This is a genomic window from Paracoccus maritimus (assembly GCF_025195095.1).
Lineage (GTDB): Bacteria > Pseudomonadota > Alphaproteobacteria > Rhodobacterales > Rhodobacteraceae > Paracoccus > Paracoccus maritimus.
Genome location: NZ_JANAVZ010000004.1, coordinates 127,661 through 145,972 on the forward strand (window position 1 = coordinate 127,661; position 18,312 = coordinate 145,972).

General features: G+C 63.3%; 15 protein-coding genes and 1 other annotated feature. Of the genes, 10 read left to right on the forward strand and 5 right to left on the reverse strand.

Features of this window, described 5'->3' with window-relative positions:
* The first annotated feature begins 117 nt into the window (after positions 1-117).
* Positions 118-1,632 (forward strand): YifB family Mg chelatase-like AAA ATPase, encoded by a 1,515-nt coding sequence (locus tag MU516_RS08355; RefSeq protein WP_260276744.1) that lies wholly within the window; start codon positions 118-120, stop codon positions 1,630-1,632.
* Between the two features lie 28 nt (positions 1,633-1,660).
* Here MU516_RS08355 and gshB read toward each other — a convergent pair whose 3' ends face one another.
* The 3 genes from gshB to rsmI form a co-directional block, all read right to left on the reverse strand.
* On the reverse strand, positions 1,661-2,608 hold the full coding sequence (gshB, locus tag MU516_RS08360; protein ID WP_260276745.1) for a glutathione synthase: 948 nt from the start codon (positions 2,606-2,608) through the stop codon (positions 1,661-1,663).
* A gap of 67 nt (positions 2,609-2,675) precedes the next feature.
* On the reverse strand, positions 2,676-3,050 hold the full coding sequence (locus MU516_RS08365; RefSeq protein WP_260276746.1) for a YraN family protein: 375 nt from the start codon (positions 3,048-3,050) through the stop codon (positions 2,676-2,678).
* Between the two features lie 122 nt (positions 3,051-3,172).
* Positions 3,173-4,078 carry a 16S rRNA (cytidine(1402)-2'-O)-methyltransferase gene (gene rsmI, locus MU516_RS08370; protein WP_425606830.1) on the reverse strand — a complete coding sequence of 302 codons (906 nt, stop codon included), beginning with the start codon at positions 4,076-4,078 and terminating at the stop codon, positions 3,173-3,175.
* Positions 4,079-4,189: 111 nt separating this feature from the next.
* On the opposite strand from rsmI, the gene MU516_RS08375 reads away from it, so the two are divergent.
* From MU516_RS08375 to MU516_RS08390, 4 genes are all read left to right on the forward strand, one after another.
* Complete coding sequence (locus MU516_RS08375; RefSeq protein WP_260276747.1) at positions 4,190-5,398, forward strand: penicillin-binding protein activator; 1,209 nt, start codon at positions 4,190-4,192, stop codon at positions 5,396-5,398.
* A gap of 2 nt (positions 5,399-5,400) precedes the next feature.
* The gene (locus MU516_RS08380) at positions 5,401-8,184 is read left to right on the forward strand and encodes a [protein-PII] uridylyltransferase (RefSeq protein WP_425606831.1); all 2,784 of its coding nucleotides are present in this window, start codon (positions 5,401-5,403) and stop codon (positions 8,182-8,184) included.
* Positions 8,185-8,188: 4 nt separating this feature from the next.
* Positions 8,189-9,721, forward strand: a complete 1,533-nt coding sequence (gene murJ / locus MU516_RS08385; protein ID WP_260276749.1) for a murein biosynthesis integral membrane protein MurJ — start codon at positions 8,189-8,191, stop codon at positions 9,719-9,721.
* A 219-nt stretch (positions 9,722-9,940) separates the two neighbouring features.
* Positions 9,941-10,981, forward strand: a complete 1,041-nt coding sequence (locus MU516_RS08390; RefSeq protein ID WP_260276750.1) for a heme-binding protein — start codon at positions 9,941-9,943, stop codon at positions 10,979-10,981.
* Between the two features lie 63 nt (positions 10,982-11,044).
* On the opposite strand, the gene MU516_RS08395 is transcribed toward MU516_RS08390, so the two are convergent.
* Positions 11,045-11,746: a rhomboid family intramembrane serine protease gene (locus MU516_RS08395; RefSeq protein WP_260276752.1), complete on the reverse strand. Its 702-nt coding sequence runs from the start codon at positions 11,744-11,746 to the stop codon at positions 11,045-11,047.
* Positions 11,747-11,821: 75 nt separating this feature from the next.
* Between MU516_RS08395 and trpS the strand changes: the two genes are divergently transcribed.
* A complete protein-coding gene (trpS, locus tag MU516_RS08400; RefSeq protein WP_260276754.1) occupies positions 11,822-12,853 on the forward strand; it encodes a tryptophan--tRNA ligase in 1,032 nt (343 codons plus the stop codon).
* A 76-nt stretch (positions 12,854-12,929) separates the two neighbouring features.
* On the opposite strand, the gene MU516_RS08405 is transcribed toward trpS, so the two are convergent.
* On the reverse strand, positions 12,930-13,601 hold the full coding sequence (locus MU516_RS08405; protein WP_425606832.1) for a metal-binding protein ZinT: 672 nt from the start codon (positions 13,599-13,601) through the stop codon (positions 12,930-12,932).
* 152 nt (positions 13,602-13,753) lie between these two features.
* Positions 13,754-13,809, forward strand: a sequence feature (sul1 is cis-regulatory element that is thought to sense ions involved in sulfur or methionine metabolism; They are found in Alphaproteobacteria).
* Positions 13,810-13,878: 69 nt separating this feature from the next.
* Here MU516_RS08405 and MU516_RS08410 point away from each other — a divergent pair.
* From MU516_RS08410 to MU516_RS08425, 4 genes are all read left to right on the forward strand, one after another.
* The gene (locus MU516_RS08410) at positions 13,879-15,369 is read left to right on the forward strand and encodes a SulP family inorganic anion transporter (protein WP_260276756.1); all 1,491 of its coding nucleotides are present in this window, start codon (positions 13,879-13,881) and stop codon (positions 15,367-15,369) included.
* Positions 15,370-15,383: 14 nt separating this feature from the next.
* Positions 15,384-16,238 (forward strand): universal stress protein, encoded by an 855-nt coding sequence (locus tag MU516_RS08415; RefSeq protein WP_260276757.1) that lies wholly within the window; start codon positions 15,384-15,386, stop codon positions 16,236-16,238.
* 156 nt (positions 16,239-16,394) lie between these two features.
* Positions 16,395-17,138, forward strand: a complete 744-nt coding sequence (locus MU516_RS08420; protein ID WP_260276758.1) for an SDR family oxidoreductase — start codon at positions 16,395-16,397, stop codon at positions 17,136-17,138.
* Between the two features lie 92 nt (positions 17,139-17,230).
* Positions 17,231-18,271 (forward strand): ABC transporter substrate-binding protein, encoded by a 1,041-nt coding sequence (locus tag MU516_RS08425; protein ID WP_260276759.1) that lies wholly within the window; start codon positions 17,231-17,233, stop codon positions 18,269-18,271.
* Positions 18,272-18,312 lie beyond the last annotated feature (41 nt).

The following is an 18,312-nucleotide window of genomic DNA, read 5'->3' on the forward strand; positions in this document are numbered from 1 at the left end:
CCGAAAACCTGCTCGACAGATAGGCGTTCGGGCCACATGCCGCAAGCAAGCGAAGCCGTTAACCAATCCTTAAGTGCTGCCGAGCTAAACCCTCAGACGAACATGTCAGGGGGGCAGATGGTCGCCATCGCCTATTCCGTCGCCTTCGAGGGGGTCGAGGCGCGACTGGTCGAGGTCCAGTGCTCGGTTTCGGCCGGCCTGCCGGGTTTCGCGATCGTGGGACTGCCCGACAAGGCGGTCAGCGAGGCGCGCGAGCGCGTCAAGGCGGCCTTCGGCGCGATGGCCATCGCGATGCCCAGCAAGCGCCTGACAGTCAACCTGTCGCCCGCCGACCTTCCGAAAGAGGGATCACATTTCGACCTGCCGATCGCGCTTGCGGTGCTGGCCGCGCTGGACATCATCCCGTCGGAAGAACTTTCGCGCTGCGTCTGTCTTGGCGAACTGGCGCTGGATGGACGGCTGGTCGCGGTGACGGGCGCCCTGCCCGCCGCAATGGCCGCGGCAGAAGATGACCGCGCGCTGATCTGCCCGCGCGCTTGCGGAGCAGAGGCCGCGTGGGTCGAGACGGTGCCGGTGATCGCGCCATCGACGCTGCGCGAGACGGTCGATCATCTGACCGACCGCCACCCACTGTCCCGCGCCGCGCCCGGAACGGTCGGCGCGTCAGCCCCGCTCGGATGCCTGTCCGAAGTGAAGGGTCAGGAACGCGCCAAGCGTGCCCTGGAAATCGCGGCAGCTGGCCGGCACCACATGCTGATGGTCGGCCCGCCCGGCGCCGGAAAGTCGATGCTGGCGGCCAGGCTTCCCGGCCTCATGCCGCCGCTGTCACCTATCGAGGCGCTGGAAACCTCGATGATCCATTCGCTGGCCGGCGTGCTGGAGGACGGCGGAATCTCGCGCCAGGCGCCGTTCCGAGAGCCCCATCACACCGCCTCGATGGCGGCCATCGTCGGCGGCGGACGCGGCGCCAAACCGGGCGAGATCAGCCTTGCCCATAACGGCGTGCTGTTCATGGATGAATTTCCGGAATTTCCCAGGCAGGTGCTGGAAACCCTGCGTCAGCCCATCGAGACGGGCGAGGTGGTCGTGGCCCGCGCGAACGCGCATATTCGCTATCCTTGCAGATTTCTGCTGGCCGCCGCAGCAAATCCCTGTCGCTGCGGACATCTGGCGGACGCCTCGCGGGCATGTTCGCGTGCGCCCGCCTGCGGGGGCGACTACATGGGGCGGATTTCGGGCCCGCTGATGGACCGCTTCGACCTGCGGCTGGAAGTGCCGGCCGTCAGTTTCATGGATCTGGAGATGCCCTCAGGTGGAGAAAGCACTGCCCAGATCGCCGGTCGAGTCGCCGCTGCCCGCCAGCGTCAACTTGCCCGCTTCCGCGAACACCCCAGGTTTCGTGCGAATGCCGATGCGTCAGGCGCGGTGCTGGACGAGATCGCCACCCCCGACAGCGAAGGCCGCGCGCTGATCCTGAAAGCGTCCGAAAAGCTGGGACTGACTGCGCGCGGCTATCACCGGATCCTTCGCACGGCCCGCACCATTGCCGATCTGGAAGGATCGGACGGCATCCGCACGCCGCATCTTGCCGAGGCGATCAGCTATCGCCTGCCTTTCGTCGCGGGCGGATGAAGGGGCGCATCAGCACCTGTGGTGCGCATCAGCGAGCGCTAAGCCGGCGCTCGATCGCGTCCCACATCATCGCCGCGGCGTTGATGCCGTCGAAGCGTTCCAGTTCCTGAATTCCGGTTGGCGATGTCACGTTGATTTCGGTCAGCCAGCCGTCAATCACGTCGATGCCCGTGAAGATCAGACCTTTTTCACGCAGTACGGGTGCCAACCGGGCGCAGATCTCGCGTTCGCGCTCGGTCAGGCCAACCTTTTCGGCCCGGCCGCCCACATGCATGTTCGACCGCGCCTCGCCTTCCTGAGGAACTCGGTTGATCGCTCCGGCGACCTCGCCGTCGATCAGGATGATCCGCTTGTCGCCCTTGCTGACGGCAGGCAGGTATTTCTGGGCGATCATCGGCTCGCGGTTGATGCCCGCAAAGGTTTCCAGCAGTGCAGACAGGTTGGGATCGCCGCGCCGCAAGTGGAACACCCCGGCGCCGCCATTGCCGTAAAGCGGCTTGACGATGATTTCGTCGTGGCGATCGCGGAACCTGCGGAACGCCGCCAGGTCACGCGCGATCATCGTGGGCGGGGTCAGATCCGGAAAATCCAGCACCATCAGCTTTTCCGGGCAGTTGCGCACCCAGAACGGATCGTTGACCACAAGGGTCGCAGGATGAACGCGATCCAGCAGATGGGTGGATGTGACATACGCCATGTCGAAGGGCGGATCCTGGCGCAGCCAGACGACGTCGAATTGCGTCAACTCGACCTCTTCCCAGTCCCCGAAACTGACATGATCCCCCTCGACCCTGCGCAGGGTGACAGGCCTGCCGCGCGCAATCACGCGACCCTCGTCATATCGAAGCTGATCTGCGGCATACTGGAAAAGCCGATGACCGCGCGCTTCGGCCTCAAGGCCAATCCTGAATGTGCTGTCCGCGTGGATCGCAACATCCTCAATCGGATCCATCTGCAAGGCGACGTATAGGCTCATGGCACGCTCCGGAACGGTCTCGCCCGGTTGTTACCCGTCGCCTGCGGGGATGCAAGGGCCAGCCGCTCTATGCCTCGGCGAAGGCGTTCTCCAGAATCTCCACCCGGCCTGCGCCATCTACCAGCGCGACATCGAAGCGCATGCAGGTCAACTGACCGTCGGGCAGATCGGTACAATAGGCACAGGCGGCGGCGCAGATGCGATCCATCTGGGATCGTCCCAGACGCATCGCCGCCTCTGCGTGCGAGGCGGCCTGCTTGACCTCCACGAAGACCACCGCATCGCCATCGCGACATATCAGGTCGATTTCGCCTCCGGCACTGCGCCAGCGCCGGGCCAGAATAGTGCATCCCTTCGCGATAAGGTGACGCGCCACGCTGTCTTCGGCCATCTCGCCCGAAAGTGCAGCCAGAGCGCCGCGGTTCCGGCGCTGCGCGCGCATCGCGGAAGTGGGGTCCGGCCCTCCGGCTTTTCGATTCACCGTTCCTGCACCATGTCCCATTGCGTATTTCCTCAGCCGATCTTCAGCGCCATATCATGTCATGATCCGCCGGACCGAACAGGTCACTTGTCTTCGGCCTGACCGCCCATCGCAAGCGCCATCTGATAGACGTCGCGGCGCGCAAGGCCCAGCTCCCGGGCCACGTCCTTGGCGGCATCCTTGACCGACATGTCCGCCAGCCGTTGCCGAAGCGCCTTGCGGATATCTTCGTCGTCGACGACCGCGGCGGCAGGACGATCCAGCAGCATGACCACTTCACCTTTCAAGCCTGTCATGCGCGGATCTTCTGAAAGCTCCTGTGCCGTTCCCCTGATCACCTCTTCGAATTTCTTGGTCAGTTCCCGCGCCACCACGGTAACGCGATTCGGGTCAATTTCGCACAATTCCCTCAATGTCTGGTTAACGCGCCTGGGGCTTTCGAACAGGATCAGCGTCGCGTCGACTTGCGACCATTGGCGCAACCACGCGGCGCGAGCCGAGGCCGTCGCGGGTGGAAATCCCGCGAACAGGAAGCGGTCGCTTGGCAGACCCGAAAGGCTGAGCGCAGCCAGCGCCGCCGAGGCCCCGGGCACGGCGTGGACCCGCACCCCCGCCAGTGCCGCGTCCCGTGCCAGCCGGTAGCCGGGATCCGCGACCAGCGGCGTTCCCGCATCCGAGGCATAGGCGACGCTGGCCCCTTCGGCCAGCGCGGCCATCAGCGCAGGGCGTGCACGAGCCGCATTGTGATCGTGATAGGGCAAGACCCGCCGACCGCGAAGTGGAATGCCGTGAATTTCCATCAAGTGCCGCATCACCCGCGTATCCTCGGCGGCCAGAACATCGGCGCTGTTCAGCACGTCCAGCGCGCGCAGTGTGATATCGCGGGCCGTGCCGATCGGGGTCGCAACCAGATACAGTCCGGGGTCCAGATGTGCGGCAGCGACATACGCCTCGAGCCGCTGCGGAGGCTTCATCGCATTCTCGCTCATCCTGCCTTCTCCCGTGTCATGACGGCCGCGCCGCCAATTGCCAATCCGGCGCGATCCACTTAGGCTGCGCGCTAATCGCCGCCATCAGATCATACTGCAGGGAAGTTTCACATGTTCGCATCTGCCACAACCCGGCCCTTCGCGGGGCTGCGCCGCACATTCTGCCGCGCTGGCGCCGTGATCTCGGCGTTTTTCCTTGCTGCCTGCGATCCCGCCGGCATGGGCCAGCAGGCCAGCGGCCCCAGCATCGGCCCGATGATCGACCCCGGTCAGCCGGTGCAGGTGGCACTGCTGGCCCCTGCGGGCAGCGGATCGGCCAACCTTGAATGGCTGGCGCGCAGCCTGAAGAACGCCGCGCGCATGGCAGCAGCAGATGCACAGGGCGCGACCATCGATCTGCGCATCTATGACACCGGCGACAGCACTGCGCAGGCCGTCGCGCAGGCCAACGCCGCCGCCGACGCAGGCGCGCAGATCATCCTTGGTCCGCTGTTCGCCGAAGGCGCCAACGCTGTCGGAAACGCCATGCGCCCGCGCGGAATCAACGTGCTGTCCTTCTCGAACAATGCCGAGATTGCGGGCGGCAATGTCTATATCCTTGGCAACAGCTTCGCCAACGTCGCTGACCGGCTGGTCGGTTTCGGCGCCAAACACGGCAAACGGAACATCTATGTCGTGGCCGAGAACGACGTCGCCGGCCAGATCGGCGGCCGCGCCATCGAGACCGCGATCGCCCGCAACGGCGCCCGGCTGGCGGGGCGCAGCAATCACCCGGTGTCGGTCAGCGGGATCGACAGCGTGACGCCCCAGATCGTCGCCGCGGCACGCTCGGGTCAGGTCGATGCCGTGTTCATGACGGCAAATAATCAGGCGGTCCTGCCCTATCTGACCGAAAAGCTCGCGGCCGCGGGGGTCACGTCGCAGGTCACCCAGTTCATGGGCCTGACCCGCTGGGATCAGCCGGCGTCGCGCATGTCGCTGCCGCAACTGCAGAACGGCTGGTTCGCGATACCCGACCAAGGCCTGAAACAGCAGTTCGACGCCCGCTATCAGTCCGCCTACGGAGAACAACCGCACGAACTTGCGACGCTTGCTTATGATGGCGTCGCGGCCATTGCGTCGCTTGCCCGCGCCGGAAATCGGAATGCCCTGACGACGGCCGGGCTGACCCAGAGATCCGGGTTCTCGGGCGTGGGCGGGGTGTTCCGGCTGCGGCGTGATGGCACCATCGAGCGCGGCCTTGCCGTTGCCACGATCCGGGGCAATCAGGTCGTGATCTTGGATCCGGCGCCGCGCGGCTTCGGTGGCTTCGGGTTCTGATCTTGCCGCCCAGCCCTGCACAATCCACCGTTCAAAGCGCCCCGGCATTGCCCGGGGCGCATGAATTGTTCGATGCCGATAGCATCCTGAAGGCCCTGAGCGAGCGTCTGGCCGATCTGCAAGGCCCGCGCGAGATCCGCGCGGCAACCGTTGCGTTCCTGGCCGAGGCCCGTCAGGACGCCATGGCGGATGTCGAGGCCGGGTTTGCCAGCCACCCCCGCGCCGCGCGCGAGACGGTGCGCGCGATCGCCGCGCTGACCGACGGCATCGTGACGGCCATCCATCATGTCGCGACAACGAGGCTGCACCCCGTCCAGAACGCATCCGAGGGCGAGAAGCTGGCCGTGCTGGCGGTCGGCGGCTATGGCCGCGCCGAAATGGCACCTTATTCAGATGTCGATCTGCTTTTCCTGACGCCCTACAAAATCACCCCATGGGCCGAGAGCGTGGTCGAATCCATGCTGTACATGCTGTGGGATCTGAAGCTGAAAATCGGCCATTCGATCCGCACCGTGGACGATTGTCTGCGGCTTGGCGCCGGCGACATGACGATCCGAACGTCGCTGGTCGAACACCGGCTTGTCACCGGCCACGCACCGCTGGCCCAAGAGCTGCGCGACCGTCTGTGGTCGGAATTGTTTGACAAGACGGTACCCGAATTCGTCGAAGCCAAGCTGGAAGAGCGCAGCGCGCGGCACCAGCGGCAGGGCGGCCAGCGATATGTTTTGGAACCGAACGTAAAAGAGGGCAAGGGCGGGCTGCGCGACCTGCAGACGCTTTACTGGATCGCGAAATACATCCATCGGGTGGATCGCGCGGTCGAACTGGTCGATCTTGGGGTGTTCTCGCGTGAAGAGCATCTGGCCTTCTGGCAGGCCGAGGATTTTCTGTGGGCCGTGCGCTGCAACCTGCACCTGATCGCCGGCCGGCCGGTCGATGTCCTGTCCTTTGACATGCAGGTCGAAGTCGCCCGACGCATGGGGTATTCCGACACGACGGCACGGCGTGGCGTCGAATATTTCATGCAGGACTATTTCCGCCACGCGACGCGCGTGGGGGAATTGACCAGGGTTTTCCTGACCGAACTGGAATCGCGCCATGTCAGGAGCGCCCCGATCCTGGGTCGCCTCTTCCGCAGGCGGCGCAAGATGAAGGCGGGCTTCATCGATCAGCATGGCAGGCTGGCGATCAAGGACGACGCCGAATTTCTTGCCGATCCACTGAACATCCTGCGCCTGTTCGAAGAGGCGCTGCGCACCGGCATCCTCATCCACCCCGACGCGATGCGCCTGATCGCCGCCAATCTTGACCTGATCGACGACAGGATGCGCAGCGATCCCGAGGCGATCCGCATCTTCATGGATCTGCTTCTGAAGCACGGCAATCCCGAACGCAGCCTGCGCCGCATGAACGAGCTGGGCGTGCTGGCCGCATTCATCCCCGAGTTTCAGCCCGTCGTCGCCATGATGCAGTTCAACCTGTATCACCACTATACCGTGGACGAGCATTCCATCCAGTGCGTCGCCGCGCTGGCCGAGATCGAACGCGGCGAACATCCCGATGACCTTCCGCTATCGCACGGCATCATGGGATCGGGGATCAATCGCCGCGTGCTGTATCTGGCCACGTTGCTGCACGACATCGGCAAGGGCCGGCGCGAGGATCATTCGATCCTGGGCGCGCGCATCGCCCGCCGCATAGCCACGCGCTTCGGCTTTCCCCAAGACGATATCGACACGGTCGAATGGCTGGTCAGGAACCACCTTCTGATGTCCGATGTGGCACAAAAGCGCGATATCGCGGATCCGCGCACGCTGCGCGATTTCGCCAAGGCCGTAAAGACCCGCAAGCGTCTGGACCTGCTGTTGGTGCTGACCGTCTGCGACATTCGCGGCGTCGGTCCGGGGGTCTGGAACAACTGGAAAGCCGCCCTGCTGCGCAAGCTTCATCAGGAAACCTCGTCCGCGCTGGAAAACGGTCTTGAGGAACTGAACCGCGAAAAGCGGCAGAACGAGGCCAAACGGTCGCTGCGCCATCTTCTGGTTGCCAGGGGCTGGGAGGCCAAGGAGATCCGCGCCGAGCTGGGCCGTCACTATGACAATTACTGGCCGGGGCTGCCGACCGATACCCAGGCGGTCTTCGCCGACCTGCTGCACCAGATCGACGGTGACGAGATCCGCATCGACCTGCGGGCCGACCATGACCGCGACGCGACGCGCGCGGCCTTCGTGATGGCGGACCATCCCGGCATCTTCTCGCGCCTATGCGGCGCGCTGACGCTGACCGGGGCAAACGTGGTCGATGCGCGCACCTACACGACCCGCGACGGCTATGCGACCGCGGTCTTCTGGGTCCAGGATACAGAAGGCCATCCCTTCGCAGAGGATCGCCTGCCGAAGCTGCGTCAGACCATCCTGCGCACCCTGAAGGGCGAGATCGTCGCCCGCGAGGCATTCGCCTCGCGCGACAAGCAGAAGAAACGCACCCGCGAGTTCCGCTTTCCGACGCATGTCACCTTCGACAACGAGGGCAGCGACATCTACACGATCATCGAGGTCGATACCCGCGACCGGCCGGGCCTGCTGTATGACCTGACGCGCGCAATGGCGACCAACCACATCCAGATCGTCAGCGCGGTGATCGCCACCTTCGGCGCCCAGGTGGTTGACAGTTTCTACGTCAAGGACATGTTCGGCCTGAAGCTGCACAGCGAGAACAAGCGCGACCAGCTTGAAAAGAAGCTGCGCAAGGCCATCGCCGACGGAACCAAACGGGCAGAGGCATAGAACCATGAAATCCGGGCTGGTGCGCGGGTTCCTGTCGGTGGGAATCTGGACCTTCATCTCGCGCGTGTCGGGCTTTGTCCGCGATATCCTGATGGCCGCCTGGCTGGGCACGGGGCCGGTGGCCGAGGCATTCCTGATCGCGCTGTCTCTGCCAAACATGTTCCGCCGTTTCTTCGCCGAGGGCGCCTTCAACACCGCGTTCGTTCCCATCTTCTCGAAGAAGCTGGAAAACCGGGGCGACGCGGAACGCTTTGCCGCGCAGGCATTTTCGGGCCTGTTCATGATCGTCATGATCCTGTCGGCTGTGGCGATGATCTTCATGACGGCGCTGGTCTGGCTGATGGCGGCGGGTTTTCAGGGCGATGAGCGTTTCGCGTTGGCGGTCGAATACGGACGGATCACGTTTCCCTATATCCTGCTGATTTCGCTGGCCTCGATGATCTCGGGCGTTCTGAATGCCAATGGCCGTTTCACCGCTGCCGCCGCGGCGCCGGTGTTGCTGAACCTGTTGTTCATCGTCGCAATGGGCCTTGGAAGGTGGCGCGGCTGGGATCTGGGGCTGACACTGGCCTGGGCGACGCCCGTCACCGGCATCTCGCAGCTGGCACTTGTCTGGTGGGATGCTCATCGGAACGGCTGGACATTCTTTCCGCGCCGCCCCCGCATGTCGCCTGACATGCGCCGCCTTCTGGCGGTCGCCCTGCCCGCCGCATTCGCCGGGGGTGTGGTACAGTTGAACCTTCTGATCGGACGGCAGGTCGGGTCGCGCTTTGAAGGTGCGATCGCCTGGCTTTCTTATTCCGACCGGCTGTATCAGCTGCCGCTTGGCGTCGTCGGGGCCGCTGTCGCGGTCGTGCTGTTGCCGGAACTGGCCCGACGCCTGCGGGCCGAGGATCATGCCGGTGGCCAGTCCGCCTATTCACGCGCCACCGAGTTCGGCCTTTTCCTGACCTTGCCCGCCGCCTTTGCCATCGCCGTGATCGCCGAGCCGATGGTCGCCACGCTGTTCGAACGCGGGCAGTTCACGGCCCATGACACCGCGCAAACCTCCGCCGCGCTGGTCGTCTATGCACTTGGGCTGCCGGCATTCGTCCTGCAGAAAATCCTGCAACCACTGTATTTCGCCCGCGAGGATACCAAAACACCGTTTCGCTTCGCCGCCATGTCGATGGTGGTCAACGCGGCGGTCGCGTTCGGACTGATGCCTGTAATTGGGTTCCTGGCCGCCGCCATCGGCACCACCGTGGCCGCCTGGGTGATGGTCGGACAATTGTGGTGGGGAACACGCGCGATGGGACAGGCCGCGCGCGCGGATGCAAGGCTGCGTCGTGCCGCCCCCCGAATCGTGCTGGCCTCGGCGTTGATGGCAGTTGCGTTGTGGTTCGCGAAGGGCTGGCTTGCCGATTTCGGCGTTGGTCGCATCCCCGGCCTGGCAATCCTGGTCTTTGGTGGAGCGGTCTTCTACTTCGCGCTCAGCTTCGTGACCGGCGCCTACCGGCTTTCGGAACTGAAAGCTGCCGTCAAACGCAATCGCTGATCCGGCTCTGGACGAAAAGCGCGGCAGGATTGCGCACGAATCATTCCCACATACCAGACCGGGCCGCTCCCCAGAGTTTTTTCGATCTTGCGGCGATTTATCGAAAATTATTAACCATATTCATTGCATTATTTAAATGAAGATACATAATATATAGTATTTGCTTATTATCAATTTGGATGGCATTTTAATTTAAGTTCATCTTAAAAGGTTAATGTCATGTCAAACCGTCAACTGTATCAAAAACTGGAACAACGGCATATCGAAGTCGCGCGAACTGGCGACGAGGATCTGGGCCCGTTCAAGCTGCTGCCCGGCACATGGGTCAACGAAGAAGTCAGTCCGGGCGTCGGCGACGGACGCGGCTGGAACCTGATCGCTCTGCCCTTCGGCGGAGCCAGGCCGCCCTTCAGGGTTCTGATGAACCAATATAATGAAAGCCTGACTTTCTCGATTGTGGACAAGGGCGTGCCAAATCGCGGCATCGTCAACGATCCCGATGTGAATTCGACCGATCAGCGCGTCGTGACGCTGGATTACGAACAGGCTATCCGACAAGTGGCTGCCGCGGATTTTCCGGTCAGCGGCGAGGCGGGCGACAAGGGGCTGGCCATCCATCACGAGCCCGGTCTTCTCCTGCACATGCTGAGCCACGAGACAGAGGGGATCGATATCGGTCGCCTGGCAGCCATCCCGCACGGAGATTCGGTTCTTGGGCTGGGACGCAGCGAAGTGGTCGAGGGGCTGGCGCCGATTCCGAACAATGTCACGGCGATTGCCGTAGGGGTCGGAGACGATATCGAAAACAACCCCTATCTGGCGCCCTACAAGCATTTCCGCGACAACCGTTTCACCGGCGAGGTGAATGCACCCGGATTTCCAGGTTTCAACCCGCTGAACACGACCGAACTTCTGCATGCTGCAAATCAGGGCGTGAATGTGCGGCGAACCACGGTTCTTGATTTCGATACCACCCTTCAACGCGGCGGCGTCCTGAATATCCCCTTCATCGTCCGCGAAGCGAATGCCGCCAGCATGAAATCGACCTTCTGGATTCAGGAACTGGAAGATCAGGACGAATACGGCAATCCAAAGCTGCGGATGCAGTATCTTCAGGTTGTGATGCTGGATTTCTTCGTGCCGCGCGGGGATGCGATGCCCGGCCCGATCCGCTGGCCGCATGTCAGCATCAACACGATGGTCAAGGTGGCCGAACCGCGGGCGGACATGGTTCGCGGCATCCTGCCATCGGTCAGCTAACCGCGTTGCGGCGCCGGCAGCAGCGCCGCTGCCCCACCGTGTCGCGAGGCCGGATCCGACCGCCTAGCGTTCTCGGATCCGGTCAAGGGCGCGCGCGATACCACCGTCCACAAGCACAAAGCTCAGTCCGAATCCGACGACGAAACCGGCAAGTTCGGCGATCCAGCCATATCCGGCATTTCCGAAGAATATTCCGAAGACCAGCTGGAACAGCAGCAGCATCCCGATCAGCGTGAACGCCCGCATCCGATTGGCGTTCGCGGCAGCCAGCCGCGTCCAAAGCAGAAAGGTGAACGCCCCCACCAGACCATAGACCGCCGGATAGCCGCCGATCAAAGGCGCCGGACGCCCCGGCAGCAGCGACATGGCGACAGTATAGACCAGAGCGCCGCCGATGGCCGAGCCCAGGAACAGAACGATCACGGCCCAGGGCCGAAACTCGCGGGCGACAAGGTTTCCCAGCGCCAGCGTGAAGGCAAGCACCAGCAACGCATGGGTCAGCGAGGCATGGACAAAGCTGAAGCTGATCAGCCGATAAAGCTGATCCCAGTCGATCACCCCGACCTGCCACATGCGCTGCACCATCTCGGGCGCATAGGCCGCCAGCTGCATTCCGGACAGGCGCAACCCCACCCCCTGGGCGCCGCCGATCAATCCAAGCTGGCCCAGCCCGAAGACCGCCTCGCTGGCAATGACCGGCAGCGCCAGCAGCCAGACGGCCGCCGGAAGCGGGTTCAGGGGCGATTCAGTCAGGCCTTCACGCATGGCAATTCCTTCGCGGTTGCGGACAGTGCGGCCAACAGCTAAGCCAGCGCCACGCAAAATCCAAGCAGGTCAGACATGAGCGAGACGACCAACAAGGGCTTCACGCCGCGCATCTTCTCGGGCATTCAGCCCTCGGGCGGGCTGACGCTGGGAAACTATCTGGGCGCGCTGAAACGCTTTGCCGCGCTGCAGGGCGAACAGGCCGAGACGATCTATTGCATCGTCGATCTGCACGCGATTACCGTCTGGCAGGATCCTGCGATCCTGAAGGCCCGTATCCGTGAAGCCGCCGCCGCCTTCATGGCATCGGGCGTCGATCCTGCACAGTCGGTCCTTTTCAATCAAAGCCAGGTCAGCGCGCATGCCGAACTGGCCTGGCTGTTCAACACCGTGGCGCGGGTCGGCTGGATGTATCGGATGACCCAGTTCAAGGACAAGGCTGGCAAGAACAGCGAGAATGCTAGCCTTGGGCTGCTGGCCTATCCCGCATTGATGGCCGCCGACATCCTGGCCTATCAGGCGACCGCCGTCCCGGTGGGTGAGGATCAGAAGCAGCATCTGGAACTGACCCGCGACATCGCCGCCAAGTTCAACCACGACTACGGCGTCAACCACTTCCCGATCACCGAACCGCTGATCGAGGGGGTGGCCACCCGCGTCATGTCGCTGCGCGACGGCAGCAAGAAGATGTCCAAGTCCGATCCGTCGGATGCAAGCCGCATCAACCTGACCGACGACGCCGATACGATCGCCCAGAAGATCCGCAAGGCCCGGACCGACGCCGACCCGCTGCCCGGCAGCACCGACGGGCTGAAGGACCGCCCCGAGGCCCGCAATCTTGTCAATATCTATGCTGCGCTGTCGGACCAAACGCCCGATCAGGTTCTGGCGCGGTTCGAGGGACAGGGCTTTGGCGCGTTCAAGCCCGCTTTGGCCGAGGTCGCGGTCGAGGCGCTCTCGCCCATCACGAAGAGGATGAGCGAGTACATGAACGACCCCGCTGAAATCGACCGCATCCTGGGCGATGGTTCGATGCGCGCAGCTGCGGTCGCAACCCCGATCCTGGAACAGACCAAGGACATCATGGGGCTGCTGCGCAGCCGCTGAACACGCTTCCAGAAAAAAATGAAGGCCGCCGCGTTCCGTCGCGGCGGCCTTATTTCACTGTGCCCGGCCCTTGCTTTCAGTGCGCCGTCATTTCGGCAACGATCTGGTCCGCGCTCAGCGCGGAGGGGTAATAGGTCGGCCAGTTCGTTACCTCGTCCAGCAGGGCCGCCCGGTCATCGCCCCAGTAGAGGTGATAGTGATCCGACTTCTCGGGGGCGATGCGATGGTCGCTGAACTGGATGTAATCCGGTGCGGATTCGTCACCCTCGACCTTGCGGAAGATGAAGCGCACACCACGATTGCCCTTCGCATAGGTCAATGTCTCGTGGCCGTCGCTGTCATACCGGCCCGACATCGGCGTGCCGTCACGATAGAACGTAACGGTGTCACCCTCGATCACGATGCGTTCGACGTCGGTCTTGTAGCCGGTTTCGTAGTAATCACGATATTCCTGCGCGGACTTGTCGCCGTGCTCTGCCTTGTGGTCCATCACCGGGTCAAGAGTGCCGTCGATCAGATAGGAATAGACCGACTGCCAGTCCCCCTGCCAGTCCGACAAGGCGCGCGCGGCGATCTGATTGTCGTCGAAGTAGCCGTCATGCACAGACTTCGCATCGCCATGATCATGATCGTGGTCATGGCCATGCGCATGGTTATGCGCGGCGTCCTTGGGTGCGTGATCGGCATGGACCGGACCAGCAACGACAAGCGCCATCCCCAGTGCCATCGCGCCGAATTGCCTGAACATCGTCATCTCCTCTAAAAGTAATGTAATACTATAACGTCCAATATCTGCATTGATCGACAGTCGCAACCCCCACTGCCGCATCCCGCGCGGCGGTGAAATCCGACTCACAGGGTTGCGATCAGGTGGCGTTTGCGACTATCAGGCACGCAAAGCATGGACCCGGTGCAAGTCCGGGTGGCTCTTCCGGCCGCTGATCCGCCGGACAACCTGAACAGACACGCATAAATGCGCCGAGGCCGGTTTGGGAGGGCCGTCCCCCGGTCAGGGATGGATATTCATGTTTTCAATCGACGCCTACAAGAACGAATGGTTCGGCAATATCCGCGCCGATCTGCTGTCAGGCCTGGTGGTCGCGCTGGCGCTGATCCCCGAGGCCATCGCCTTTTCGATCATCGCCGGTGTGGATCCGAAGGTCGGGCTTTACGCCAGCTTCTCGATTGCCGTCATCACTGCAATAACCGGCGGGCGCCCTGGAATGATCTCGGCCGCGACCGCCGCGACCGCCGTGCTGATGGTCACGCTGGTGCGCGATCACGGGCTGGAATACCTGCTGGCCGCCACGGTGCTGGCCGGACTGATCCAGATAGGCGCCGGTGCGCTGCGGCTGGGTTTCGTCATGCGATATGTTTCGAAATCGGTCATGACAGGCTTCGTGAACGCGCTGGCGATCCTGATCTTCATGGCGCAGTTGCCTGAACTGGATCCGCGCCACGTCCCGCCGCTGACCTATGTGCTGGTCGCCGCGGGGCTTGCGATCATCTACCTGTTTCCGCGCATCACCAAGGCGATCCCCTCGCCGCTGGTCACCATCGTCGTGCTGACCACGCTCAGCCTGATGCTGGGATGGGACGTGCGCACCGTCGGCGACATGGGGGCATTGCCCGACACCTTGCCGATGTTCCTGCTGCCGGACGTGCCGCTGAACCTGGACACGTTGCTGATCATCCTGCCCTATTCGGTCGCGGTCGCGGTGGTCGGGCTGCTGGAAAGCCTGATGACGCAGAATTTGGTGGACGAGTTGACCGACACCCGGTCCAACCGCAACCAGGAATGCATCGGTCAGGGGCTGGCCAACACCGCCACCGGCTTCATCGGCGGCATGGCGGGCTGTGCGATGATCGGGCAGTCGATGATCAACGTCAAATCCGGCGGACGCGGCCGGCTGTCGTGTTTCGTGGCCGGGGTATTCTTGCTGATCCTTGTCACCGGACTGGGTGATCTGGTCAGTCAGATCCCGATGCCGGCGCTGGTCGCGATCATGATCATGGTGTCGATCGGCACGTTCTCTTGGTCGTCGATCCGCAACCTGCGCACGCATCCCCGGTCGTCCTCGGTTGTCATGCTGGCGACCGTCGTGACGGTCGTCTACACCCATAATCTGGCGATCGGGGTCCTGGTCGGCGTCTTGCTGTCGGGGATCTTCTTCGCCGCCAAGATCGCACAGCTTTTCCGCGTGACCTCGACGATCTCGGCCGATGGCCGCGAACGGATCTACAAAGTTGAAGGTCAGCTGTTCTATGGCTCGGTCGAGGATTTCATGGCCGCTTTCGATTTCCGTGAAGCGCTGGAAAAAGTGGTGATCGATGTCAGTCAGGCGCATATCTGGGACATCAGCTCGGTGCAGGCCCTTGACATGGCGATCCTGAAATTCCGCCGCGACGGGGCTGATGTCGAACTGGTCGGCATGAACGAGGCGTCCGAGACGATCGTGGACAAGCTTGCAGTTCATGACAAGCCGGGTGCCATGGACCAGCTGGCTGCCCATTGAACGAGGAGACCGAGATGGCAGAGAAGATCACAGCCCTTGTGGACGCGTCGCTTTACGCGGCATCCGTCTGCGAACACGCCGCCTGGATCTCGCAGCGGACCGGCGCGCCGGTCCAGTTGTTGCATGTGATGGGTCGTCGCCAGGGTGCCGCCCCGCAGGATCTGTCCGGTTCGATCCGTTTGGGCGCGCGGACGAGGCTGTTGGAGGAACTGGCCGAACTTGACGCGCGGCGCGCCCGGATCAGTAACGAACATGGGCGGGCGATTCTGGACGATGCGCGTGCGCTGACCGAGGCAGCGGGGGCGACCGATGTCACCACCCGGCTGATGCATGGCGACCTGATCGACACCGTCGCGGATCTGCAATCCGAAACCCGCGTCGTGCTGATCGGCAAGCGGGGAGAGGCTGCGGATTTCGCCAAGGGTCATCTTGGCTCGAACCTGGAACGTGTCGCCAGGATCAGCCACAAGCCTGTTCTGGTCGCCTCGCGTGCGTTCCGTCCGGTCAGCAAGGTGCTGATCGCCTTCGACGGTGGCGCCTCGGCGCAAAAGGCCGTGGATTATATGGCCACCAGCCCGCTTTACCGTGACCTGTCTCTGGAACTGGCGATGGTCGGCGGCCCCGACCCCGAGCGTCAGCGGAAAATCGACGCTGCGGCGACCACCCTGCGCGATGCGGGGCTGGATGCAAGCAGCCGCCGTGTCGAGGGTCAACCGGAAGCTGCACTGGCCCAGCTTGTCGAGGAGGAAGGCTTCGACATGCTGGTGATGGGCGCCTATGGCCATAGCCGGATCCGCAGCCTGATGATCGGCTCGACCACCACGCAGATGATCCAGTCCTGCAAGGTCCCGCTGCTGCTGTTCCGCTAGGCACACGGGCTGCACGGCGCAAGATCCATCTGCCCACCGAGATCCATCCGAAGATGCGCCTGCACACCCTTCGTGCAGGACAGCGCGTCAGCGCTCTGGAAGACCTGCGCGATGCGTGGCAAGTCTTGATCGCAGCAACCGGCAACGGAGGGACAGATGGATCTTTCACATAGTCGCGCGATCATCACCGGCGGCGCATCGGGACTTGGCGCTGCGACCGCGCAGCATTTCCGCGACCGCGGCGCCCGCGTGATGGTACTGGATCTGGATCCCGACGGCGCAGAGACCGCGGCCGCGATGGGCGCAGGCTTTGCCCGCACCGATGTCACTGATGAGGACAGCGTCGCCGCAGCCATCGCCGAAGCGGTGCGGGAAATGGGGCGCATCGACGTCTGTGTGAACTGCGCGGGCATCGCGACCGGGGAAAAGACAGTCGGCCGCGACGGTCCGCACAGCCTGTCTGGCTTTCGCCGAACCATCGAGATCAACCTGATCGGCAGTTTCAACGTGCTGCGCCTAGCCGCCGCCGAGATGGCCCGCAACAGCCGCGAGGAAAACGGTGTTATCGTCAACACCGCCTCAATCGCGGCCTTCGACGGCCAGAAGGGTCAAGCCGCCTATGCCGCGTCCAAGGCTGCGATCGCCGGCATGACACTGCCCATCGCACGCGACCTGGCATCGCAGGGCATCCGGATCTGCGCGATCGCACCGGGCATCTTCGGCACCCCCATGCTGCGCGGCCTGCCGCAAGACGTGCAAGACAGCCTTGCCGCTGAAGTGACGTTCCCCAAGCGACTGGGCGATCCGGCCGAATACGCCCGCACGGCCGCCTTCGTGGTCGAGAATCCCTATCTGAACGGCGAGGTGATAAGGCTGGACGGGGCGCTGCGGATGCGCTGAGCGGCTGGCAGATGGGTCGTGCGATCCTCTTGCGCGACCACGGGCGCGCGTTTAGCGTTCAAGAAAACGGACCAACAGGAAGGCCCAACATCATGCGCTTGCTGACAACCACAATACTGGCGTCCGCCCTTGCGATGCCAGCGTTCGCCGCCGATCCCGAACTGACGGTGTTCGACTGGGCGGGCTTCGAGGAGCCCTCGATCTTTCAGAGCTATGTCGACAAGCACGGCGACAGCCCGACCTTCGCCTTTTATGGCGACGATGACGAAGCCTTCCAGAAGGTCGCATCCGGCTTCAAGGCCGATGTTGCCCACCCGTGCAGCCAGATGATCAGCAAGTATCGCGACGCCGGACTGATCGAGCCGTGGGACACCTCGAAGATCCCGAATTTCGACAAGATCGACCCGAAATTCCTGGATTCGCCGATCTACAAGGACGACGAGGGTGTGTGGTACATCCCGACCGACTGGGGCGCGACCGCCATCGCCTATAATCCCGAGACCGTCCCCGCCGAGGATGTCTCGACCCTGCAGGTCTTTGTCGATCCGAAATATCAGGGCCGGACATCTTTGCCCGACAGCCCCGACGACGTCTGGGCGCTGGCCTATCTGGCCACCGGCACCACGGACTGGACCGATGTGACCGAAGAACAGTTCCAGGCGGCTGCCGACTGGCTTCGCCAGGCGCATCAGAACGTGGCAGCCTACTGGTCCGACCCGTCGGAACAGGCGCAGTTGATGGCCTCGGGTGCGGTGGATGTGGCATGGTCGTGGAACGATGGCGTGGTGTATCTTCAGGCCGACAACTATCCCGTCGCATTCCAGCGCGAGGCCAAGGAAGGATCATCGACCTTCTTCTGCGGCTTCATCAACCTGAAGGACGGGCCGGGCAGCGAAGAGAAGGCGTATGATTTCATCAACGCTTGGCTGGAGCCGTCCGCCGGACGCGCGCTGCTGGACACGATCGGTTATGGCCACACCTCGACCGAGGCGATGGCGACGATCGAGGACGATCCGGCGGTCAAGGAAGGGCTTGGGCCGGTCGACGCCCCGATCCTGGCGCAGACCCCCAATTCACCCGCGCAGCGCGAGCGCCAGCAGGCCGAGTTCGAGAAGATCAAGGCCGGGTTCTGATTTCAGCAACCTGCCAGCCCGACGGCTGGCGCAAGCCGGGG